The organism is Desulfitobacterium sp. PCE1 (assembly GCF_000384015.1).
Lineage (GTDB): Bacteria > Bacillota > Desulfitobacteriia > Desulfitobacteriales > Desulfitobacteriaceae > Desulfitobacterium > Desulfitobacterium dehalogenans.
The window spans coordinates 3848390-3872333 of the sequence record NZ_KB913023.1 but is presented as its reverse complement, the minus strand read 5'-3'; the positions used below and the strand labels follow the sequence as shown (position 1 = coordinate 3872333).

The following is a 23944-nucleotide window of genomic DNA, read 5'->3' as shown; positions in this document are numbered from 1 at the left end:
TTTCGTCCTCTACCGGTGCCGCCCAAGCTGCATCCGGCTTAACCCAAACTAAGGGCGGCCTTATACCCGGTATGAACCGCATCCAACACTTTGGCGGGTTTAATGGCATCTCCGATCTGATGTAAGGTTACATGGGCGGGTAACCTATCCTGGAGAGCCTTCAGTAACTCCTGGTTAGCCACAGAGCCAACGGCTGACACCACAGTATCTCCGGGAATCAAGCTTTCGCCTTCCGGACCCTCCACCCAGACTCCGTCGGCACGAACTGCTTTTACTGCAGTATGAGTCAAAACTTTTACTCTATGACGTTGAAGATCAGCCAGCATTGCCCATCGGGTGCTTGAGCCCAGGTCGCGGCCCACGCCTTTGGTCATTTCCACCAAAGTAACTTGTTTTTTTCCTTGGAAAAGCAATTTAGCTAAGGCTTCTGTATTTTCCGCTTGATTGACGATCAAGAAACGGAGAGTTTCAGCATCCAGGGTTCCTTGACCGGCTAGGTAGAGGGCTGTTTCCACTCCCACCGAGCCGCCGCCGACAATCACTACATTTTCACCCGTCTCTTTTCCGGTAAGGACATCCCAGGCCTGGATAACCTCTGCCCCTTCATCTACCGGGAAGGGAGGATTCATAGGCAGAGCACCGGTAGCGAGAACGATATCCGTAAAGCCTTCCTTCTCAATACTTGCGGAGAGATTCTCCAGATTGGCCTCTTGATTAGTAAAGAGCCTGACTCCCTGGACCTTGCAGGCCTGAACCAGATATTCCGTAAACCGATTGAAATCCTGGCGATCCGGCGGTGCCGCAGCTAAATTGAGCTGTCCGCCCGGTTGGTCTGATTTTTCCCAGACCGTTATATCATGTCCCTGTGAGCTGGCTACCCGTGCAAACTCCAGCCCGGCAGGACCGGCCCCTATCACGAGAACTTTTCTAGGGGGTGAGGAAGTCCCTCCATTGATGGTATTATCGGTGTTCTTCGCGCCCTTACCCTGAGCCTTTAGCTCAGCTTCCCGTCCGGCTTCCGCATTGACCAGGCAAGCCACGGGCTTCCCGCGGAACACATGATCCAGACACCCTTGGTTGCAGGCCACACAGGGGCGAATGGGGGAGGGATCCAATCCCTGGGCTTTTAAAGGTAAATGGGGATCCGCCAGAATTGGCCGGGCAAACCCCACCAGGTCTGCATCCCCTGAAGTAAGGATATCCCGGGCCAACTCAGGGGTAGTAATGCGATTAGAAGCAAAAACCGGTACTGAAACCACTTTTTTAATTCCCCTCGCTAAATATCGGAATGCAGCCGGGGGAACGTTCATAGTAATCTGAGGGACGACTGTCTCATGCCAGCCCCCTGTTACATTAATAGCATTAACCCCAGCTTCCTCCAAAGCTTTAGCAAAAGTCTGCGCCTCCACGTTGGTATGCCCGCCCGGAATAAAATCATGACCCGCGATTCGGGCAATGACAGGAAAGTCAGGCCCTACCCCTTGGCGAATGGCTTCCACAATTTCCAGCGCAAAACGCATCCGATTGGAAAGATCCCCACCATACTCATCCGTTCTCTTATTGGTCACCGGGGAGAGAAATTCGGAGATGAGATATCCTGTCCCTGCCAGAATTTCCACGCCGTCGAAGCCCGCCTGTTGAGTACGGACAGCAGCCTGGGAGAATTTCTGGACCAGTTCCTTAATTTCTTCCACAGTCAATTCATGGGGGATTTCTTTCGTTAGTTTAGAAGGGAGGGGAGATGGGGCAACGGGTTGATTTCCAGTTAATAGAGAAGATGCATAATTTCCCGCCTGATAGAGTTGGGTTACGACCTTAGCGCCTTCTTGGTGGACGGCCTCCACGAGCCTTTGCAATCCGGGAATGAAGCGATCCTCATCCAATTGAACCATTCCTAAGGTATTGCCGACCCGATCGATGCCGCACCCGCCGATGATGACCAAACCTACACCACCCCGCGCGCGAGCTCGATAGAATTCAATGAGCTGATCCGTGACCTCCCCGTCAGGGCAATAGTTAAGATGCATGGCGGGCAGCACCATACGGTTTTTCAGCTCCATTTTTCCGATGTGAATCGGTGAAAAAAGAGGATCTTGATTGGACATAGCTTGCACCTCCAAAAATGAATGACCATTCATTATCGAACAGCATATCACGAAAAGGCTTTGAAGGAAACATTTTTTTATGAATAATCAGATAATTAAGGAAATATAAAATATTTTAAAAAATAGTATTCCGTTTTGTCCGGGGATTTGATATTATATATTATAAAAATGAATGAGTATTCATTCAGGAACCAGGAGAAAGGGGAAACGAGATGAACATATTGGTTTGTCTAAAACAAACATTTGACACCGAAGCGAAGATTGTGATCAATCCACAGGGTCAAATTGATTCTACCGGAGTGAATCTCATCATGAATCCCTATGATGAGTTTGCTGTGGAAGAGGGAATCCGTCTCAAAGAAAAATTCGGTGGAGAAGTAACGGTACTGAGTATGGGTGGCCCCAAAGTCAGTGAAGTGCTGCGGACAGCCCTGGCCATGGGAGCGGACAAAGCGGTTGCCATTCAGGATCCTGCTTTAGAAGGCAGCGATGAATTTGTTACTGCGGTCGTTCTCGCTAAAGCTGTTCAAAACATCCCCTACGACATCATTCTTTCCGGACGGATTGCCATTGATGACGGTTCGAGCCAAGTGACCACCCGTCTGGCAGAGCTGTTGGGAGTGCCGTCGGTTTCAACAGTTACAGAGTTGAAGGTAGAAGGCATGACAGCTACAGTGTCCCGTGACATCGATGGGGGGAGCGAAGTCCTCGAAGTGCCCCTGCCGGCCGTAATTACCGCCCAAAAAGGCTTGAACGAACCCCGCTATCCATCCGTGGCAGGAATTATGAAAGCTAAGAAAAAGGAATTGAAGACGTTGACCCTGGCTGATCTCGGATTATCAGTAGCTGAAGCCGGTACACAAGGGGCTAAGATGAAGGTGGTCAATATAAGCTTACCTCCCGCTCGCCAAGCGGGCCGCCTAATCCAAGGAGAGCCTCCGCAAGCTGTTGCCGAATTAGTCAATGCCCTGATCAATGAAGCAAAAGTAATTTAATTGAAGGAAAATAAGGAAAGAGAGGATTGAGAAGGATGCCTAAGGGAATTTTAGTTGTACTTGAGCAGTATAACGGGGAGCTTCGCAAGGTCTCCTTGGAGCTCCTGAGTGAAGGACGACGTCTGGCGGACATGGCCGGATTGGACCTCACAGGAGTACTATTGGGCCAGGGAGTTAAGGATTTGGCTCCTGTGGCAGCTTCCTACGGTGCAGATAAAGTGGTGGTTGTAGATGACGCAGCTTTAAAGGATTATACCACCGGTGCTTACACCTCTGTACTTAACCGTGTGATCCGGGATGAGGATCCCGAAGTAGTGGTCATGGGAAATACAGGAATTGGCAGGGATCTTGCTCCACGCCTGGCCCAGCGCTTGGGAGTGGGCTGTGCATCGGATTGTGTGGCCGTTGCAGTAGATTCTAATTACAAATTGCGTTTTAAGCGTCCCATCTACGCCGGTAAGGCCTATGCAGAAATGGCTACCGAGGCGCGCCCCATTCTGGCCACCATCCGTCCCAACAGCTTCAGCGTTGCTGCACCGAACTCAGACCGTCAGGCAGAAGTGGTGGAGGTTGCAGCAAGTATTGATGCCGCTGATCTCAAGGCCATAGTCAAAGAAGTTATTCGTCAGGCCTCCAGTCGTCCTGAACTTACCGATGCCAATGTTATCGTTTCCGGCGGACGTGCTATGAAGAATCCGGAAAACTTTAAAATTCTTGAAGATCTCGCGGATGCCATTGGAGCCGCTGTAGGGGCCTCCCGGGCAGCTGTTGATTCAGGTTATCGCGAATATAAATTCCAGGTGGGTCAAACTGGAAAGACAGTTTCCCCAACACTGTATATCGCTTGTGGAATTTCAGGAGCCATTCAACACTTGGCAGGAATGGGTTCCTCCAAAGTCATTGTAGCTATTAACAAGGATCCGGAAGCAAATATCTTTACTGTGGCAGATTATGGTATTGTCGGAGATCTCTTTGAAATCGTTCCTTTGCTTACAGAAGAGTTTAAGAAGCAGCTGGCCTAAGCCATTGTGAACACTTAGTCTGCAAAGAATGAGAGAACAAATGGATCTGCGACTCCGGATAGCCATACTGAGTAGAAGATAGCTTGACAAGCTTGATAAAAAGGATGTCTAATTAAGTCAAAAAGCTAGAAAAGGAGACGAATTATGGCTGTTTCCCGAGAAGACAAATATGAAAGAATTTTAGATGCAGCAATAGAAGCATTTGCAGAGGTTGGCTATCATTCGTGTCAAGTGTCGAAGATTGCTCGAATTGCAGGAGTAGCTGACGGGACAATTTATCTCTACTTTAAGAATAAAGAAGACATCCTCATACGTCTCTTTACCGAAAGAATGGGAGATTTTATCCAACTCATTCGCAGTAAAATGGAATCTTGTCAGGATACACGAAGTCGTCTCAGGGCAATTGTTCACACCCACTTAACCCATATGGAGAATAATCGTGCTCTGGCAACTGTCACCCAGGTGGAATTAAGACAACCCAATTCAAGCTTGTATAGTGCTATTGCAGTTCCGCTTAGAGAGTACTTTCGATTAGTCGAGGAGGTGATTGAAGAAGGAATAAAGCAAAACGAAATTATTCCTTCACTCAATGTACGTGTTGCACGCCAAATGGTTTTCGGCACCATCGATCGAGCGACTACAGATTGGATTTTCGCACGGTTTGAGCGGTCCTTGAGCAAGGAAACAGACTGTATGTTGAAGTTGTTCTCGGGGGCTCTTGGATTGCCAAAGGAATAGGGGAAGAGGGAGATAAGGTGGAAAGGTAGAGGCAGAGAGATTAGAGGAAGAGATGTAATTCGGGCTTAGAGAATAAAGGGGTAAAATAAGGATTTTAAAAATTTTGGATTAAAAAATGTAAATTTTCTCAGAGAAAGCCATTAATTTAGAGGATCTGAGGGCTTTCTCTAGAAGTAAAAGACTGAATATTCATAAATTTAAAAATCAAAGAACAAAGGCTATTCAAAGAAGGAGGATGACTATGCCTATATACAAGGTAGCGGTTTTAGGCTCAGGGGTTATGGGAAGCACCATCGCAGCCCATCTCGCCAATGCCGGGATTCCCAGTTTACTGCTGGATATAGTACCCCCTAGTTTGTTGCCGGAGGAAGAGGCAGCCGGACTGACCTTAGAATCCCCCAAGGTTAGAAATCGTTTTGCCGCGTCCAACAAAGCCAAACTTATCAAGATGAACCCAGCTCCTTTATTTGTTCCGGAATTTGCGGATCGTATCGAAGTCGGTAACTTTGAGGACGATCTGGTTCGTTTGAAAGAAGTGGATTGGGTCATTGAAGTGGTTGTAGAGCGCTTAGACATAAAAATCGACCTTTTTAAGAAGGTTGCCCAGAATGTCCGCCCAGGAACCATAGTAACCTCCAACACCTCCGGTATTTCCCTAAAATCCATGACGGAGGGACTTCCTGAAGAATTTACTAAGACCTTCTTTGGTACCCACTTCTTTAATCCCCCCCGTTATATGAAGCTTTTTGAATTGATTCCCGGACCCAACACGGATCCTGCGGTCATTCAAGAGATGGAAGAGTTTGCAGAGCGGGTGCTGGGCAAAGGGGTCGTCTATGCTAAGGATACCCCCAACTTCATTGCCAACCGCATCGGAGTCTTCGGATTAGCTGCAACCATTAGGGAGATGCAGCGTTCCGGCTTAACCATCGATGAAGTGGATGCCTTAACCGGACCGGTGATGGGACGTCCTAAGTCCGCCTCCTTCCGGACCGTGGATATGGTGGGCTTAGACACCTTTGTTCATGTAGCCAATAACGTAGGGGATAATGTACCTGAAGAAAAAGAATTCTTCGTCATGCCGGATTTCATTCACACCATGATCAAAAACGGCTGGTTGGGAGATAAAAGCAAGCAAGGCTTCTATAAAAAAGTAAAGACAGCAGAAGGCAAAGAGATTCAGGTTCTTGATCCCAATACCATGGAGTATGTTCCCAAGAAGAAGGTCAAATTTGCCTGCCTGGATAAAGCCAAGAATGCGGGCGGTCTTAAAGATAAGATGAAAACCTTAGTCAACGGCAAAGATCCTGGGGCAGAATTCGCTTGGAATGTCTTAAAGGAAGTTCTCCTTTATGCAGCCCGTCTGGCTCCCCAAATCGCCGACGATATTACAGCTCTTGATGCCGGCATGAAGCTGGGCTTCAACTGGGAAATGGGTCCCTTTGAGACTTGGGATGCCTTAGGCGTTAAAGCTACCGCGGATCGTATCGTAGCTGAAGGCGGTACTTTACCCGAGATCGTGGAAAAACTGCTGGCTGAAGGTAAAGAGTGCTTCTATCAAAAGACCGAGAGCGGGGACACTCTATACTATGCTGATGGGGAGTATAAGGAAAAGGTCGTCAGCCCCTATTCATTCTCTCTTAAAAAAGCTCATAAACAAGGCAAAAAGATCTTCGGCAATTCCGGTGCCAGCTTAGTTGATATGGGTGACGGAGTAGCCTGTCTGGAATTCCATTCACCGAACAACTCCATCGGTGGAGATATCATGAATATGATCCACAAGTCACTGGAGGAAGTGGAAAAGAACTACTTAGGTATGGTGATTGGCAGCCAGGGTAAGAATTTCGCTGTCGGTGCCAACTTGATGCTGATTATGATGGAAGCAGAAGAAGGCAATTGGGATGACTTGGATCTTATGGTTCGCGAATTCCAAAGAGGAACCATGGCCCTTAAATACGCCAAGAAACCTGTCGTAGCCGCTCCCTTTGGCATGACTTTGGGCGGTGGAACTGAGATTTGTCTCCATTCCCATGCTATCCAGCCTGCGGCGGAGACCTATATGGGTCTGGTCGAGTTGGGTGTTGGCCTTATTCCCGGCGGCGGCGGAACCAAAGAAATGGCCCTGCGCGCCATGGAAGGAATTCTTCCCGGTGTGGTCGTCGCTCCGGACTATTTCTTCGCCAAACGCTTTGAAGTGGTAGCCATGGCCCAGGTTTCTACCAGTGCGGAAATGGCTAGAAAGCTCGGCTTCTTACGGGCAAGCGATCGCTACAGCATGAATGCCGACCATATTCTTCTCGATGCCAAAGCCCGTGTCATTGATTTAGCAAGAGATTTCCGCCCCATCATTCCCCAGAAGGTCAAAGCCGCAGGGCCAGGAGTCCGCGCTTTCCTGGAAATGGCTCTGTACGGCATGAAAGAAGGGCGCTATATCTCCGAGTACGATGCTCACTTAGGGAAAAAACTCGCTTACGCCATGACCGGCGGCGATATTCCAGCAGGAACCTTAGTGGATGAGCAATATCTTTTGGATGTGGAAAGGGAAACGTTCTTAAGCCTCGCTGGGGAGCCCAAGACTCTGGATCGCATCCGACATATGCTCACCAAGAATAAGCCATTAAGAAATTAGGAGGTGAAGGATAATGAAAGAAGCATTTATTATTGAAGCGAAACGTACTGCCATCGGAAAGGCCGGCCGGGGATCTTTAGCGCACATGCGTCCGGATGATCTGGCAGCTTTTGTTATTCAAGATGTTTTAAAAAGTGCTCCCAATCTAAATCCCGCAGATATTGATGATTGTGTCATCGGTTGTTCCTTTCCTGAAGGAGAACAAGGGATGAACATGGCTCGGGTGATTGCCCTGCGGGCAGGTCTCCCTATCGATGTCTCCGGACTCACCATCAATCGCTTTTGTTCCTCAGGACTGCAAGCCATCTCCTTAGCAGCGGACAGAATCCGTCTGGGAGAAGCCGATGCTATGTTAGCCGGTGGAGCAGAAAGCATGTCTGCAGTCCCCATGGGCGGCGGCAAACCGGCCCCCAACCCTTACATGATGGAGCATTGTCCGGAAGTCTACCTCTCTATGGGACTTACTGCCGAGAATGTAGCCAAAAAATATGAAATTACTCGGGAACAACAAGATGAGTTTGCAGCATCCAGTCATCATAAGGCTCACGCAGCTCAAGTCAGCGGCCGTTTTGATGAAGAGATCGTTCCTGTTCTTATCTCCAGTGGTAAAAAGGGAGAAGTATGGTTTAGTAAAGACGAAGGAATTCGTGCCGATAGTACCGTGGAATCCCTCGGCAAATTAAAACCCGCCTTCAAAAACGGTGGATGCGTTACGGCAGGGAACTCCTCTCAGACCAGTGACGGTGCCGCAGCAACGCTCCTTATGTCCGAGGAAAAGGTCAAAGAACTGGACCTGAAACCCCTTGCCGTATGGCGCGGTTTCGCAGTCGCAGGGGTTGAGGCGGAACTCATGGGAATCGGCCCCATCAAAGCCATCCCCAAAGTTCTTAAGCAGGTGGGCTTAACCCTTGATCAAATCGATCTGTTTGAGCTCAACGAGGCTTTTGCCTCCCAGTCCCTCGCCATCATCAAGACCCTAGGTATCGACCCGGCTAAGGTCAATCCCAACGGCGGCGCCATCGCCTTCGGACACCCCCTGGGATGCACCGGAGCCAAACTTACTGCTACCCTGCTCCATGAAATGAAACGCCGCGGCCTTAAATACGGCATGGTCACCATGTGCATCGGCGGTGGTATGGGAGCCGCAGGAGTCTACGAGCTTCTATAAGGCCACTGTTCACGAGCGTTCTCCGGGATTTTGCTTGCCCCGTTCACTCTATAAGCTGCGCGTACCCGTTCTAATCGCTCAAGCTTTCAGCTCCGTCGGGTTCCCCGCTAAATCGCCATCCTTGGCTCTTCTTTTGCGATACGGTGGGATAGGTTCCTTGTCCCAAGGCTTAAGCAAGCACCAGACTTCAAAGAATTACATGATCTTAAGTGCAGAATAAGCGTAGCTTTTCGCACAAGAATGAACGATTTTGCGGAGGGGCGGCATATCCCATAAAGTTTCTCTGGGGATAGCGGAGCCACCGGTTTGCATGCAGAAAGCAGCGGGGTTTGGCGGAGCTCCCAGAGAAGCAAATGGGATAGCCCTGGAGCTATTGAGTGAATGATGTGCGAAAAGCTACCTGACCCAAATAAAGAGCAGTGACCCCAATAAAAAGATAGAACGACCCCAAACAAAGACCCCAACACCAACCAAGATTGAGAGAGGAGAAAATACTATGGAATTGGAATTAGGCCTTAAAGGCGGCGGCTTCCTGCTTGCCGATGTAACTCCTGAGCAAGTATATATCCCAGAGGAATTAAACGAGGATCATTTACAGCTTAAGAAAATGACCCGTAACTTCGTAGAAAAAGAAATAGGGCCCAAGATCGAAGCTCTCGAAGAACAGGAAGATGGCCTCATCCGCGGTTTTATGGCTCAAGCCGGTGAGTTGGGACTTCTCGGCTTAGAGATCCCCGAAGATTTAGGCGGCATGAGCATGGATAAGTTCTCAACAGTTGTCGTCGGTGAAGAGGTTCCTCGTGGCTCTTCCTTTGCCGTAGCCTTCGCCGCTCATACCGGAATCGGAACCCTTCCCATCGTCTACTTCGGTACTCCGGAGCAAAAGGCAAAGTACCTCCCCGGCCTTGCCTCAGGGGAAAAAATTGCCGCTTACTGCCTTACCGAGCCAGGATCCGGTTCGGATGCCCTAGGGGCCAAGAGCACAGCAGTTCTTAATGCTGAAGGAACCCACTACATTCTCAACGGAACCAAGCAATTTATCACCAATGCTGGTTTTGCTGATATCTTCCTGGTTTACGCTAAAGTGGATGGTAAGCTCACCAACTTTATCGTTGAGCGGACTATGCCGGGTGTATCCTTCGGACCGGAAGAGAAGAAGATGGGAATCAAAGGATCCTCCACCCGTCAAGTTATCCTGGAAGATGTTGCCGTTCCTGTAGAGAATGTCGTCGGCGAATTGGGCCGCGGCCACGTAGTTGCCTTTAATATTCTGAACGTTGGACGCTTCAAACTGGCTGCTGCGGCTATCGGAAGTGCTCAGCTTGCTTTAGAAGTCACTCTGAAATATGCCGGCGAGCGCAAGCAGTTTGGTGTTCCCTTAAGCTCCTTCGGTGCTATTCAAACTAAGTTTGCCGAGATTGCTACCCAGACTTATCTGGCAGAAAGTGTGGTCTATCGTACTGCCGGTCTGATGGAAGAAGCCTGCAAAGATCTGGATGTCACAGGCGATTGCCGTAAAGAAGCCGGCAAAGCCATCGAAGAGTATGCTATCGAGTGCTCGTTAAACAAGGTTCTGGCCTCTGAGGTTCTGGATCTGGCAGTAGATGAAGGGGTACAGATTCATGGTGGATATGGCTTTATCGCAGAATATCCCATTGAGCGTATGTATCGGGATTCCCGCATTAACCGTCTCTTCGAAGGAACCAATGAAATCAACCGCTTACTCGTCCCCGGCACCTTGCTCAAACGGGCTATGAGCGGTGAACTGCCACTTCTGGCAGCTGCAAAGAACGTTAGCAAAGACCTCATGTCTGCCGGCTTAGGTTCAGAGGAAGAAGGGCTGGCGGCTCTTCTGGATATGACCCAAAAGGCTAAGAAGCTCTGCTTAATGGCTGCTGGAATTGCAGCTCAGAACTTAGGAATGGAGCTAAAAGATAATCAATATGTTCTCCTTGGTATGGCCGAAATGATTCTCCAGGTCTACGCTATGGAAAGCGGCGTTCTCCGCGCCTTGAAAGTTCAGGATATGGATGTCACCGATGACCACAAGCTCTTTGTGGAAAAGGCTGCCACCTTGGGAGCTTACAGTGCTATGAATATCATCGAGCAACACGCTAAAGAAGTCATTTGTGCTGCTGAGCAAGGTGATTCCCTGAGCACTGTTCTGGCAGGAATGCGTAAGCTCTTACGCCGCCCCAATGTTGATATGATCGGACTTCGCCAAGAGATTGCTAAGCTAGTGGTGGAAAAGGGCAAATACCCAATCCGCTAAAATTCTTTAATAATGAAAGCGAGCTTAGGAACTCAAAAGAGCCTAGGCTCGCTGTCCACTTAAGCCGGAGAAAAAGAGAAGACAGTCGGCTAAATATTATAAAGAAAGAAATAGATGGGGAGGATTCAATATGTCAACATGGGTAGAAGAGTACCGCAGGAAGCTGACCACTCCGGATAAAGCGGTAGGGGTAGTGAAGAGTGGAGATTGGATTATCTATTCCTATGCAGCCAATACCTTGCCTGTTCTCGATTTGGCCCTTGCCAAGCGGACTCCTGAACTTCGGGACATTCAGCTCTTAGCTGGAGTAAGTATGCGCCCTCATGCCGTCGTTAAAGCAGATCCCAGAGGTGAACACTTTACTTGGGATTGTGTGCATTTCAGTGTTATTGACCGGAAGTATTATGAGATGGGCCGGGCTTTCTATGTACCTTTAAGATACTCCGAAGTTCCACGCTACATCCTGGAAAACATCAGCCATATTGATGTGTTCATGGTTCAGGTAAGTCCTATGGATCAACACGGTAATTTTAACTTTGGCCCCACGATTTCTCACTATCCGGCAGCTGCCGAAAAAGCAAAGATTGTCATTGTCGAAGTCAATGAAGATATGCCTATTGCCCATGGAGGCTATGGTAATTATATTCATGTCTCAGAAGTGGATTATATTGTCGAGGGCGGTCATACCGGCATGCCTCAGATTCCGACCACGCCCATAACGGATGTAGACCGGAAAATTGCCCAGTATGTTCTCGACGACCTTCGGGATGGGGACTGCATCCAATTAGGAATCGGTGCTATGCCCAATGCCCTGGGTCAGATGATAGCGGCCTCCGATCTCAAGGACCTGGGTGTCCATACGGAAATGCTGGTGGATAGCTATGTGGATATGTGGGAGGCTGGTCGGATATCCGGACGCAAGAAACAAATCGACAAAGGACGGATGGTATATACCTTTGCCGGAGGCACCCAAAAACTCTATGATTTCATCCATAACAATCCTCAAGTGGCAGGCTATCCTGTGGATTACACCAACGACCGCTTTATAGCCAGCCGCAACGATAATTTAGTTTCGATTAATAATGCTTTAGAAATCGACCTCTCAGGACAAGTATGCTCAGAAACCATTGGACCCCGTATGATTAGCGGTGCGGGGGGACAATTGGATTTCGTGGATGCAGCCTATAACTCCAAAGGCGGCCGCAGTTTCATTTGTATGGAATCCACCTTTACCGATGCAGAGGGGAAGAGGCATTCCCGCATTCGTCCGCTGCTGACCGAAGGCGCCGTAGTCACGGATACCCGTCCTATGGTGCAATATGTGGCCACTGAATACGGTATGGCGAATTTGAAAGGCGGCACGACCTGGCAGCGTGCAGAGCGGCTCATCGGCCTGGCTCATCCAGATTTCCGTGAAGATCTGATCAAAGAAGCTGAGAAGTTAAAAATCTGGAGAAGATCTAATAAATAAATCCCTGAATATTTAATGGATAGGGCCAACGAATAGTGTAGTTAAGTCGCCAAAAGGAGGTCGGAATGTATGACTCCTACGCGGGAGATCTATTGGAATATTGACTATCACCTCATGATATACTTCTTTGCAATCATCATGCTGGGGTTCTTTGTTTATGGCATTGTCCGACGTTACCGCCTTTGGAAAATTGGGCAACCGGAAGCTCGATGGAAAGACAGCTGGCAAGGGATAAAGGACATCCTTATCTACGGCTTTGGACATAAGAGAATTCTTAAGGACTTTACCCCAGGGGTCATGCATCTGGCTATTCTGGTAGGGTTTATTTTTCTCTTTTTTGCTACAGCTATCATTACGTTGCAAGCAGATTTTGGGATTAATATTTTCAAAGGTGCATTATATGTCTTTATTAAGATAACAACCAATCTCTTTGGACTGTTGGCGACGATTGGGGTGTTGTATCTTTATTACCGCCGCTATATCAAACGTCCGGATAAATTGGACAACAAAAAGGATGACCTCATTGCCTTAACCCTTGTCTTCTTAATTTTAGTCAGTGGTTTCTTCGTTCAAGGTTTCCGGATGGCTGGAGAGCATGATCCCTGGGCCGTTTACGGATTTGCAGGCTATTGGATGATTGAACCACTTCAGGCTATGTTTAGTCAGGCACAACTTTTGACTATGCATAAATTCACCTGGTGGTTCCATATGTTTGTTGCCTTTACATTCATAGCTTATTTACCTTACTCTAAGCTCTTCCATATTTTCTTGGGGCCGATCAACCAATTTCTCCGTAAGCGGGAACCCATGGGTGTCCCCGCTCTGATCGACTTTGAAGACGAATCCCAGGAAACTTTTGGCCTAAGTGAGTTCAAGCAGCTCTCCTGGAAAGCCATTTTCAACTCGGATGCCTGCATCCGCTGCGGACGTTGTCAGGATAATTGTCCTGCCACCGTCAGTGGAAAACATCTTAATCCTAAGCAAATCATCCAAGATATTAAAGTTCGAGCCGAAGAAGAATATAAGGCGGTTGGCCAAGCTAAAAAAGAGGCAAAATCTGCAAGCAAACAGGCAGGTGTGATGGCTTCCGGCGAGGCAGCCACTGCGGTGGACGGAACGGCTGCCTTGGAGATACCCCCGGGTCATTCTCTAATCGGTGAAGTGATCCAGGAACAAGATATTTGGGATTGCACCACATGCCGTTCCTGCGAACAGCAATGTCCTGTCTTCGTAGAGCATGTGGATAAAACAGTGGAAATGAGAAGAAATCTTGTGCTTATGGAGTCCCGTTTCCCCAGTGAGGCCCAGCTTGCTTTCCGCAATATGGAGAACAACGGCAACCCTTGGGGCATTGGTTGGAACAAGCGGGAAGAGTTCCTGAAAGGGTTGGATGTTCCCACCCTGGAAGAGAACCCCGAGGCTGAGATACTCTATTGGCCCGGTTGCTCCGGAGCTTTTGATGCCCGTAATCAAAAGGTATCTGCTGCCCTTGTCAAGCTCCTCAGAGCGGCTCATGTGAATTTCGCCATTCTCGGCAATGAGGAAAAATGTTGCGGGGATTCAGCCCGCAAGCTCGGCAATGAATTCCTCTACCAAACCTTAGCCGCTGAGAATATTGAAGTGATGAACGGATACGGCGTCAAAAAGATTATTACCCAATGCCCACATTGCTTCCAAACTCTTTGCCATGATTACCCTCAATTGGGCGGTAAGTATGAAGTTGTTCATCATACCACCTATCTTAAAGAGCTTTTAAACAGCGGAAGGCTCAAGCTTAAGGATCTGGAAAGCCTGGGTAAGGATCTTAAAGTGACTTACCATGACTCTTGTTATTTAGGACGGTACAATGAGATCTACAGCGAGCCACGGGAGATACTTAAAGCGGCCGGACTAAACGTTATTGAGATGAAACGGACGAAGGACAAGAGCTTCTGTTGTGGTGCCGGCGGCGGACGGATGTGGCTGGAAGAGCATGGGGGAGAGCGGATCAATGAGCTGCGTACGAATGAAGCAATGGCTACCGGGGCTGACATAATAGGTACAGCCTGCCCCTTCTGCCTAACCATGATCAACGACGGCATCAGCGCCAAAGAAGAGGCCGGGGAAAAGACCAAGGCTCTGGATATTGCCGAAGTTCTCGCCCAAAGGGTTTAAGTTACAAATAAGAATAGATCCTGAATCAAAGTAGCGGTAAAATAATAGGTATCAAAGCGTTCAAGGCTAAATACAAAAGAGACGGTCATGGATCCATGACCGTCTCGGCTTAAATTCAGTTAAATACACTCAGCATACTTAAATTCCTTCGCACTGATCACATTTGACTAAGAAAACTTCACCATCCTTGCCGGAATAGCTGATGGTCTTTTTGCATACTGAGCAGACCACTTGAAATGGATGTTTCACCTCTTGCTCATCTTTGGGCTGAGCTGTTTGATGTAAGGTTTGCGAGTTCATCGAGAAGAAGGCCTCCTTAGAAGTAAAAATGGATAAACTTATTGTACTACATGTTGCAAACATATACAAATCGACGCTGAATGAGCGAAGAGGGATTTGAGGGGAGATATGAGATGAAGCTAAAAGAAATTGCTCCTGAAATCTTTTGCCTAAAGGTTTCAATTGATCTAAGTGAAGAAGATGTTAACCTGTACATTTTCCGAGGTGAAGTGCCCACTATAATCGATTCCGGTACGAATACCCCTGAGGTTTATCAAGCCATTCAAGAAGCTCTGCAGGAATTAGGTATCCAGCGCTTAGAACAAGTCCTGCTCACCCATTGGCATGTGGATCATGCAGGGGGAGCCGAAAACTTAAGAAAAGACGGTGCTCGAATCCTGATCGGGAAGCGGGATTATGAAGAATGGGCTGATTTTTGCAGTGGCGAAAGTCTTAAGGTCTTTGAGAAATATGCCGGGCATGTTTGGGGAGTACCCCAGGAGCAACTAGCGATAATTTCAAAATACAATAAAAAATTAACCTATCTCACTACACTGCCAGAGGAAGTTGAAAAAATAGAGATCGGAGCAGTGCTCAAAGCCGGTAACAGTACCCTCAAAGCCATCCTTACGCCCGGACATACTGCAGGTCATCTTTCTTATTATGAAGAAGACTTAGGGCTACTCTTCTCCGGCGATTTTATCCTGCCCGATGTGGTCCCCTATCCGGGAGCATGGCTGGAAAATGGAGAGGTAGTCAGTGGATTACCCAGCTATATGCGTGCCTTGGATCGGGTAGAATTCCTAGGAGCAAGAGCTTATTTCCCTGCCCATGGAGATTCTCGGAGAGCCCCAGCATCTCGCTGTATAGAGATCCGCAATCAAATACTCAGACAGGTCGAACGTTACACACCCACCGGCTCAGTCTATGAAGGAGGCCTGGAATTAAGCAAAGGTAAATTTAACCCTATTTCAGCTTTTGCCTACATGCATTATGTTTTCGGCTGGAGCTCCTTAAAGTCCACCACAATCACCCAAAGAACATCTTCAATGAGCCGGTAATACGCTAAGGCCTCTCCACTGGGGAGGTCCTTTTTCATACTTATAAAAAACATGGTATACTAAAAAAGATTAATTACTGGCTCGTCTGTTATCTTGAGACCATGGGACAGGTCAGTTGATCCCATCGGCTCCTTGAGCCGGAAAAAGTCAATAGCTGCTAGCAAGGTGAAAAAAGATGATAAATAAAGATCAATCCCCCATTCTGAAAGAAAAAAGAGCCCGTGGCGGGACCTACCGCAAAGCCAATATTGCCCTTGGCCTTTCTGCTCTCGGCTTATTTGCAGCCTATCCATTTCAAGGCACCACCTGGGGGGGATTATTGACAAGCGGTTGTTCAGCAGCCTTAGTAGGGGGACTGGCAGACTGGTTTGCAGTCAATGCCTTATTTCGGCGTCCCTTGGGAGTGCCGGCGGGAAAGGTATTCCGCACAGAGATTATTCCCCGCAACCGGGAACGGATATTTCAAGCATTGAGATCTATGGTAGAAAATGAACTGCTTTCCCATGAAGTTTTGAAGACCAAAGTGGAAACCTATGATTTTTCCGCCCCTGCTACTGCCATCTGGAATACCCTGGATAGAGATTCCTTTCAAAGCATTCTTACCCAGTGTCTGCAGCAGATCCAGGAGAATCTAGACGACAGCATCAAGGAATTGCATAAAGAGAGCTTAGCACTTTTGAAACAGAAAAGCATACGAGAAGAGCATTTTATTCCCTCGGCAGAAAAAGCCTTCCACAATGTATTAGAAAGCCAAGAAGGGAAAAGGGCTGTAACGATCCTTCTCGATAATCTCAGTTACTGGGTTCAGGAGACCGAGATCCATCTCTGGTTGACCCATTGGCTGGAAAAGTCCATTGATCGCTATATAAGCAAAAATCCCTCCCGGAAGGTTTTTGCGCTGTTTTTGCCTGACCCTTCTAAGCTGGCCCACAGTCTTCAAAAGCAGGTCGCCGACTATCTGTTGGAGGACCAAACCCATGCTGAGGTTATAGAGTGGCTGAAGCTTCGGGTTAAGGAAGAAACATGGGTCATATCAGGTGTTTATCCCAAGCTAATAGAGTGCCTCACCACAGGCCTGATGCAAAAGCTTCATACTCCAGAAAGTGCCCTTTCTTTAAGCAAGCAGCTTCTGCAAGGCTTAGATGAAGGTGTTCTTTCTCTGAATGAAAACCCAGAAAAACGCCATCGCTTTAACAGATATGTCCAAGGCCTAGTGGTTCCTTTCCTTGATAATAAACATGAGAAAATCGGAGAGATCGTCTATGAAGGACTCGAAAACTATTCAAATGAGATGCTCGTGGAATTGATTGAATCCAAAGCCGGAGATGATCTGCAGATGATTCGGATTAATGGTTCTGTGGTCGGAGGCCTGGCGGGTATGGTGATCTATCTGGTAAGTCAATTCTTAGTCTGAGTTTGAGATAAGTACGTTATGAGTTTTAGCTCTGGAGGACAAGTATGAATTATCGTCGTAAAGCCAATAGTGTTCTGGGAAGTGTTTTTATACTATTTCTCATTACTGCAGGATTAAAGCACGCCTATCCCACAGTTCCAGGGATTCATTTTTTCTTCTTTGTTACGGAAGCAGCTCTTGTTGGCGGGCTGGCGGACTGGTTTGCAGTGACCGCCTTGTTCCGTAAACCTCTGGGCTGGCCCTATCATACTGCCCTGATTCCCCGCAATCGGGAGAAGATGGTAGAAGCCATAGTGGCCATGGTTCAAAATGAGCTGCTGAGTGAGAATCTCCTACGCCAAAGAATACAAGGATTCCGCCTCAGTTCCTGGTTGATAAATACAGCAGAAAAATCCGGTGGAGCATCATTTCTTGCCGAAAAGTTGAGCTCGGTTTTAATAGAAGGATGCAAAAATCTCAAGATACCTGAGTCAGCTGCAGCCTTGGAATCTGTCATCAGGAACAAGCTCATGGAGTCAGGCTTAGCTAAAGACCTTCTTGCTCAACTTTGTATACTAATTGAAAAAGATGAGCTTGACCCCTTGCTCAATGAGGGAATCGAGAAAGGTATAGACTTTGCCACAACACCCCAAGCCAAAGAGCTTCTGATCCAAGTTCTCGGGCAAATTCAAGAAAAACAAATAGGCAATGGGGGCAAACTACAGAGAACGATTCTGGGGCTATTTCAAGTTACCGATGGAATCAACCTGGATGAGGCTGCCGAGGACTTGCAGATTGAGCTCATCCTCCATCTAAGAGAGCTCCAAGCACCGTATCATCCCGCAAGAGGTCAGTTGAAGGAACTTATCCTTGAGAAACTTCAAGCCTGGGAGAGGGATACTGGTGCACTCAATACTTTGGAAAGCTGGAAGAACACCCTGTTTACAGAAGCTAATTTACAGCCTTTTCTGGGAAGCATCCTGTTGCAGGCTCAAGAAAGTCTAAAAGAGGGGAAACTTCCTTCTGGTCAAGGGCTTTTGAATGTTCTTGAACCGATGCTGGAAGCTTGGTGGTCCGAGATAAAGAAAGACACCCGCTTCTATGCCATCATCGATCAGTTCGTTCAAGAACTTCTGGCTCAAGCATTGCAAAGGGAGCATGCGGTGATCGGTCAAACCGTCCGTGAAACCCTGCAGAGCTTAAGCAATGAGGAGCTCAGCTATTTCGTCGAAGACAAAGCAGGCAACGATCTCCAGTGGATCCGTATTAACGGATCCCTCGTGGGAGGAATTGTCGGGGGGATTCTTTTTTTGATACTGAATTATGGATATAGTCCTCTGCTGAAATTAATACAGTTATATTAAATATAAATTTTATTTGACTCCACAAAGCTTGTAGCATTACAATTATATAGACCGACCGAACAGTCGGTTCTGAACTGAAGTTGAATTTAATAAGCTATACTATTTGGGACCGAAAAGGATAGGCCGCTCTAAGCGCTTACCGGGAAATGTCCGTTCAGAGGGGAGGGATATGGGAATTAAATCAAGAACGTCCTTGTAACAAAAAGATATTTACTCGACAAGTAAAATTGCGGTTGGATTCGCTTTAAAAGAGAATCAAAACGGAGGATCCTTAAAGTGAGAAAAGAAGAAAAGCGTATAGAAATCCTCAAAGCGGCTCTCAAAGTTATTTCCGGGATGGGATTTGAGGGAGCCAAGATGGAGGATATCGCCAGAGAGGCGGGGGTAGGGAAAGGTACTATTTACGAGTACTTTGAGAGTAAGAATGCCTTATTGCTGGAAATGATTCAATATTGCACTAAGTGCTTTCAAGAAGGATTGGAGAAGACCCTGGCAGAAGAGGAAGACATGCTGGGAAAGATCCGGAATCTATCTATGTATGGTGCAGAGTTTCTGAACGCTCATGCTGTGCTTATGAACTCTCAAATCGTCCATCAGGCCCTACCCAAAGACATGGAGACACAGATGAAGAGAGATTGGAACCTGATCTATCAAACTATCGAAGATGAGGTTAGAAAAGGGATACATATCCAGGAGATTCGTTCTGATATCGATCCGGAGATGGCCGTTGCAATCATCGTCGGAGGAGTGAATCAATACACATTCAAGAAGCTTATGGAAGATAACTTCACTCCTCGGGAGATCGATCATACAGGGATCGCTAAGACCATTCTTGCAGGTCTCATTCCCTAAGACCCGCCATCCCTTAGTATTTACCAATATACATCAATTAGTTTAATCTTATTAAAAAAAGAACATTAGCCTTGCACATCAAAAAACATAGGGCTTAGACCCAAATGGAGGATTATAACTATATGAAGTTAAGGTTTCGTTTATTATCGACTGCCCTAATCATCGGTTTAACCCTAACAGTTACAGGGTGCGGTTCCCAAGCAGCACAGACAGTAGTTGAAGAAGAATCTTATATCCCTGTTGAGGTTCAGTCGGCTACAGCCAGGACCTTAGTAGAAACGGCAATTTTCAGTGGGAAAGCAATCTCAGATCAAGAGGTTTCCATCGTTCCCAAAATGCCGGGAAAAGTGACGGGCATTAATGTGAAGGTAGGAGATAAAGTCCAGGCAGGACAGGTTCTCTTCACTATGGACACCGTCGATCTGCAGAAATCAGTCGATACAGCAATGATTGCCATAAAGAGTGCGGAGCTTTCTTATCAGATGACCAAGGACTCCCTGGATTCTGCCAAGGAGAATCTTGAACGGCAAAGAGCCCTTTATGAAGCCGGAGCTATTTCAAAAGTCCAGTTTGAAGGCATGGAAGATCAAGTCACCTCATTGGAGAATAATCTTAAAGCAGTTCAGCTTCAGATGGAGCAGGCTCAACTGGGCTATAACCAAGCTTATGACGCTATGTCCGATATGACCGTAACGGCACCTGTCAGCGGAACCCTTGCCGCTCTTAATGTCGTGGTGGGACAAATGGCCTCTCAAGCCATGGCCGCCGTGACGATTACTCAATTGGATGCCCTTTATGTTTCCTTAAGTGTTCCTGAGAATATTGTGAATACCCTTAAAGTGGGACAGGAAGCGACCGTCATCATTAATTCCGCCGGGGAAAAGGAGATAAAAGGTGTTTTAACCAGCCTTGCTCCGGCAGCTAACGCACAGACCGGTCTCTATCCTGTTAAAGTGACCATTGAGAATACAGAAAACCTGGTTAAGCCGGGTATGTTTGCTAAAGTAGAGATTCCCACCAAAACCAAAGAGAATGTCCTGGCCGTCAACAGTGAAGCCGTTGTCTTGAAAAACGGAGAATACATTGTCTTTGTGGTTGAAGAGGAGCGCGCTGTTGCCAAGAAAGTACGTTCCGGACTCGATACCGGAGCTGAGGTGGAGATCCTCGAGGGCCTGCAGACAGGAGAACAAGTGGTTGTCAAAGGACAAACCTTAGTTGAGCAAGGAAGCAAAGTTAAGGTGGTAGGGGGGAGCGAATCTTGAAACTAGCGGAAGTCTCCGTCAAGCGCCCTGTTACCATTATCATGACGGTTTTGATCGTCATTCTATTAGGAACCGTCTCTTTAACCCGTCTTCCTATTGACCTCTTTCCGGAGTTTGAACTTCCCATGGCCATCGTCATGACGGAATACTCGGGAGTTGGCCCTCAGGAAATTGAAAAGCTGATTACGAACCCTATTGAAGGAGCAGTATCTTCTGCCGAAAATATTGATATAGTAACCTCCACCACCACAGAAGGGTCGTCCATCGTCATGGCCTCCTTTAAAACGGGAACCGACATGAACTTTGCCACTTTGCAAATGCGCGAAAAGGTCGACATGATCAAATTTGCTTTGCCTGAAGGGGCCGGTTCGCCTATGGTTCTCAAAATTGACATCTCTATGATGCCCATTATGCAACTGACCATGACCTCAGAACATGCGGATTTAGCTCAATTGCAGGCCTTGGCTGAGGATGAAATCAAACCGCGGATTGAACGGGTCAAGGGGGTTGCCTCAGTCTCCGTCAGCGGTGGTTATGATAATGAAGTGAAAATTAAAACCCATCAGGAAAAAATGCAAGGCTATGGTTTAAGCATCAACACCCTGGCCGGTATCCTTGCCGCTGAAAACCTTAATTCCCCTGCCGGAGAAGTTAAGAAAGGGAACCAGGACTTAACCATCCGTACGACGGGAGAGTTTCAATCCCTGGAGGAGATAAAAAATCTCCTGATTCCTCTCAACACAGGCGGGCAGGTCAGGTTAAAGGATATCGCCGATGTTGAAATTGGACACACCGATGTAACCACCATTTCCCGCACGAATGGTTTACAAAGTGTCAGCATTGCGATTCAAAAGCAATCCGGAGTCAACACCGTGGCTGTGGCAGAGGATATCACCAAGGCTATCGGGGGGTTAAAGGCAGAATTCCCGGAACTGACCTTGGACACAGTCTATGATGAATCGGTGTACATCAAAGAAACCATTAATACGGTGTTCAAAGAAGCGCTTCTTGCCGGTATTCTGGCCATCGGCATACTCTTTATCTTTTTCCATAACCTGCGTACCACCTTTATTACAGCAACCGCCATCCCCATTGCTGTTATGGCGACTTTTGCCTGTTTGTATTTTATGGACGTCAGCATCAATATGATGACCTTAGGCGGCTTGAGCCTGGCTATGGGCCGTCTGGTTGACGATAATATCGTAGCCCTGGAAAACATCTACCGGTTCCGCGAGGCCGGACATTCCAAATTTGATGCCGCAGTTAAAGGGGTTTCAGAAGTAGGGATGGCTATTACGGCATCGACTCTGACCACCGTAGCCGTATTTTTACCCATCGTCTTTGTTGAAGGCTTAACAGCGACTCTCTTCCGGGATCTCGCTCTGACCGTAGGGATATCCTTAGGTGCCTCCCTTCTCGTATCCCTGACACTGGTCCCCGCTTTATCCGCTAAAATTATGAAGGTTGGGGAGATCCCTATGGGCCGAAAAGGACTCAGAGGCCTTTTTGACGGCTTTGGCCGGGGCTTTGATAACGGATTCACCCGACTTGAAAAAACCTATCGGCGCTTCCTTCACTACGCTCTTGGTCACCGCAAAACCATCGTTGTGGGATCCATCCTGATCTTTGTTCTCTCCGGGGCTTCCACATTCTTTCTGGGAGCGGAGTTCATGCCTTCTTCCGATACGGGGCAAATTACCGTTAGTGTGAAACTGCCTGACGGAGCTCAATTGGAAGATACGGATGCCGCCATTGCCGAAGTGGAAAAAGACCTGGAAGGAATTGAGGAAGTCCAAACAGCATTCGCTCAGGTTGGAGGGGGAGGACTCATGTCCTTCGGTGGTGCATCAGGGAATTCAGGTTCAATCTCGATCCAGCTGGTTCCGCTCATGGAGCGGGATCGCAGTGTTGATGAAGTGGCCGAGGAACTTCGTGCTTTGACTAAGGATATTCCTGGAGCAAAAATCGAAGTAACGGTGACCGATATGATGTCCATGGGAACAACAACACCTATCGATATTGCGATTAAGGGAGATGAACTCGACCAGCTGCAACAGATTGCCACAGATATTCAGACTATGGTGGTCTCAGTAGAAGGAACCCGGGAAGTAAAAACCAGCATGGGGGAAGGAATTCCTGAAGTCCAGGTGGCAATTGACCGGGAGAAGGCCTCTAAATACGGGCTTACTGCCTACCAGATTGCCAATGGTTTGAAAGGTACTCTTTCCGGGACCACCGCCACAAGATATCGCTATGAAGGAAAAGAGATCAACGTGGTCATCACAGGAGATGATACCTTCAAGCAATCCTTATCCAATTTAGAGCAAACCCCGATTACAACACCCCTTGGTACGGATGTACCTTTAAGCCAGATCGCCGAGGTGACCATTGAACGTGGCCCAACAGCCATTGAACGTTCAGGCCAAGCTCGTGTCGTTCATGTGAGCAGTGATATTGTGGGCAGAGATCTGGTCAGCGTCACCAATGATATTCAGGCAAAACTTAAAGACTATCCTCTTCCCAATGGCTACACCTATGAAATGGGAGGGGAAAATGAAGAGATGGTTAAGTCCTTCCAAGACTTAGGTATGGCTTTAATCCTGGCTATTGTCCTTGTCTACATGATCCTGGCGGCTCAGTTTGAATCACTGATCCATCCGTTCACCATCATTTTTTCACTGCCCATGGGCTTTTCAGGAGGAATGCTCGGCCTCTTTATTACGAGGAGTACGATCAGCGTCCCCGCCTTTATCGGGCTCATTCTTCTTACGGGTATCGTAGTAAGTAATGCCATTGTGTTGGTCGACTATATTAACAAGCGGCGTGAGATGGGAGATGGCCGTGAAGAAGCTATTGAGAATGCCGGTCCCATCCGTTTGCGCCCCATTCTCATGACCTCACTGGCTACCGCGCTGGGCCTTCTTCCCATGGCTTTTGGTATAGGAGAGGGTTCAGAGACTATGGCTCCCATGGCTATCGTGGTCATCTTTGGCTTAACCCTTTCCACCCTTTCCACTCTCATTCTGGTTCCGGTAATCTACACCATGAATGACGACTTTAAGAATTTCTTGAAAAGAAAGGGTAAAAGAAAAGCAACCCCAGAACCCAGTGAAACCGTCACAGCCTAGGTGAATGAATAATGGGTGAATAATGAGGACAGGTTCCTTGATTCACCCAAG

General features: G+C 47.7%; 16 protein-coding genes. 14 read left to right on the top strand and 2 right to left on the bottom strand.

Annotated elements, in window-relative coordinates:
- Positions 1 to 38: 38 nt before the first annotated feature.
- Entirely contained in the window at positions 39 to 2105 is a 2067-nt protein-coding gene (locus DESPCE1_RS0119180; RefSeq protein ID WP_019851385.1) for an FAD-dependent oxidoreductase, read from the bottom strand.
- Positions 2106 to 2317: 212 nt separating this feature from the next.
- Here DESPCE1_RS0119180 and DESPCE1_RS0119175 point away from each other — a divergent pair, with 212 nt between their 5' ends.
- From DESPCE1_RS0119175 to DESPCE1_RS0119140, 8 genes are all read left to right on the top strand, one after another.
- Positions 2318 to 3100, top strand: coding sequence for an electron transfer flavoprotein subunit beta/FixA family protein (locus tag DESPCE1_RS0119175; protein ID WP_019851384.1), 783 nt, complete (start codon positions 2318 to 2320; stop codon positions 3098 to 3100).
- Between the two features lie 35 nt (positions 3101 to 3135).
- Complete coding sequence (locus tag DESPCE1_RS0119170) at positions 3136 to 4122, top strand: electron transfer flavoprotein subunit alpha/FixB family protein (RefSeq protein WP_019851383.1); 987 nt, start codon at positions 3136 to 3138, stop codon at positions 4120 to 4122.
- Between the two features lie 144 nt (positions 4123 to 4266).
- Positions 4267 to 4860: a TetR/AcrR family transcriptional regulator gene (locus tag DESPCE1_RS0119165; protein ID WP_019851382.1), complete on the top strand. Its 594-nt coding sequence runs from the start codon at positions 4267 to 4269 to the stop codon at positions 4858 to 4860.
- 241 nt (positions 4861 to 5101) lie between these two features.
- A complete protein-coding gene (locus DESPCE1_RS0119160; protein WP_019851381.1) occupies positions 5102 to 7489 on the top strand; it encodes a 3-hydroxyacyl-CoA dehydrogenase/enoyl-CoA hydratase family protein in 2388 nt (795 codons plus the stop codon).
- A gap of 13 nt (positions 7490 to 7502) precedes the next feature.
- Complete coding sequence (locus DESPCE1_RS0119155; protein WP_014795629.1) at positions 7503 to 8657, top strand: thiolase family protein; 1155 nt, start codon at positions 7503 to 7505, stop codon at positions 8655 to 8657.
- 496 nt (positions 8658 to 9153) lie between these two features.
- Positions 9154 to 10929, top strand: a complete 1776-nt coding sequence (locus DESPCE1_RS0119150) for an acyl-CoA dehydrogenase family protein (protein ID WP_014795628.1) — start codon at positions 9154 to 9156, stop codon at positions 10927 to 10929.
- Between the two features lie 130 nt (positions 10930 to 11059).
- Positions 11060 to 12400, top strand: a complete 1341-nt coding sequence (locus tag DESPCE1_RS0119145) for an acetyl-CoA hydrolase/transferase family protein (protein ID WP_014795627.1) — start codon at positions 11060 to 11062, stop codon at positions 12398 to 12400.
- Positions 12401 to 12469: 69 nt separating this feature from the next.
- Positions 12470 to 14554: a heterodisulfide reductase-related iron-sulfur binding cluster gene (locus tag DESPCE1_RS0119140; RefSeq protein WP_019851380.1), complete on the top strand. Its 2085-nt coding sequence runs from the start codon at positions 12470 to 12472 to the stop codon at positions 14552 to 14554.
- A gap of 138 nt (positions 14555 to 14692) precedes the next feature.
- Here DESPCE1_RS0119140 and DESPCE1_RS23440 read toward each other — a convergent pair whose 3' ends face one another.
- Positions 14693 to 14854 carry a hypothetical protein gene (locus DESPCE1_RS23440; protein ID WP_014795625.1) on the bottom strand — a complete coding sequence of 54 codons (162 nt, stop codon included), beginning with the start codon at positions 14852 to 14854 and terminating at the stop codon, positions 14693 to 14695.
- A gap of 113 nt (positions 14855 to 14967) precedes the next feature.
- Here DESPCE1_RS23440 and DESPCE1_RS0119130 point away from each other — a divergent pair, with 113 nt between their 5' ends.
- From DESPCE1_RS0119130 to DESPCE1_RS0119105, 6 genes are all read left to right on the top strand, one after another.
- On the top strand, positions 14968 to 15894 hold the full coding sequence (locus DESPCE1_RS0119130; RefSeq protein WP_014795624.1) for an MBL fold metallo-hydrolase: 927 nt from the start codon (positions 14968 to 14970) through the stop codon (positions 15892 to 15894).
- 175 nt (positions 15895 to 16069) lie between these two features.
- Positions 16070 to 17308 (top strand): DUF445 domain-containing protein, encoded by a 1239-nt coding sequence (locus tag DESPCE1_RS0119125; protein ID WP_019851379.1) that lies wholly within the window; start codon positions 16070 to 16072, stop codon positions 17306 to 17308.
- Between the two features lie 44 nt (positions 17309 to 17352).
- Positions 17353 to 18651 (top strand): DUF445 domain-containing protein, encoded by a 1299-nt coding sequence (locus tag DESPCE1_RS0119120; protein ID WP_019851378.1) that lies wholly within the window; start codon positions 17353 to 17355, stop codon positions 18649 to 18651.
- Between the two features lie 276 nt (positions 18652 to 18927).
- Positions 18928 to 19503, top strand: a complete 576-nt coding sequence (locus DESPCE1_RS0119115; RefSeq protein WP_014795621.1) for a TetR/AcrR family transcriptional regulator — start codon at positions 18928 to 18930, stop codon at positions 19501 to 19503.
- Between the two features lie 122 nt (positions 19504 to 19625).
- Entirely contained in the window at positions 19626 to 20765 is a 1140-nt protein-coding gene (locus DESPCE1_RS0119110; RefSeq protein ID WP_019851377.1) for an efflux RND transporter periplasmic adaptor subunit, read from the top strand.
- On the top strand, positions 20762 to 23893 hold the full coding sequence (locus DESPCE1_RS0119105) for an efflux RND transporter permease subunit (RefSeq protein WP_019851376.1): 3132 nt from the start codon (positions 20762 to 20764) through the stop codon (positions 23891 to 23893). The genes DESPCE1_RS0119110 and DESPCE1_RS0119105 overlap by 4 nt, the downstream gene beginning before the upstream one ends.
- The last annotated feature ends 51 nt before the right edge of the window (positions 23894 to 23944 follow it).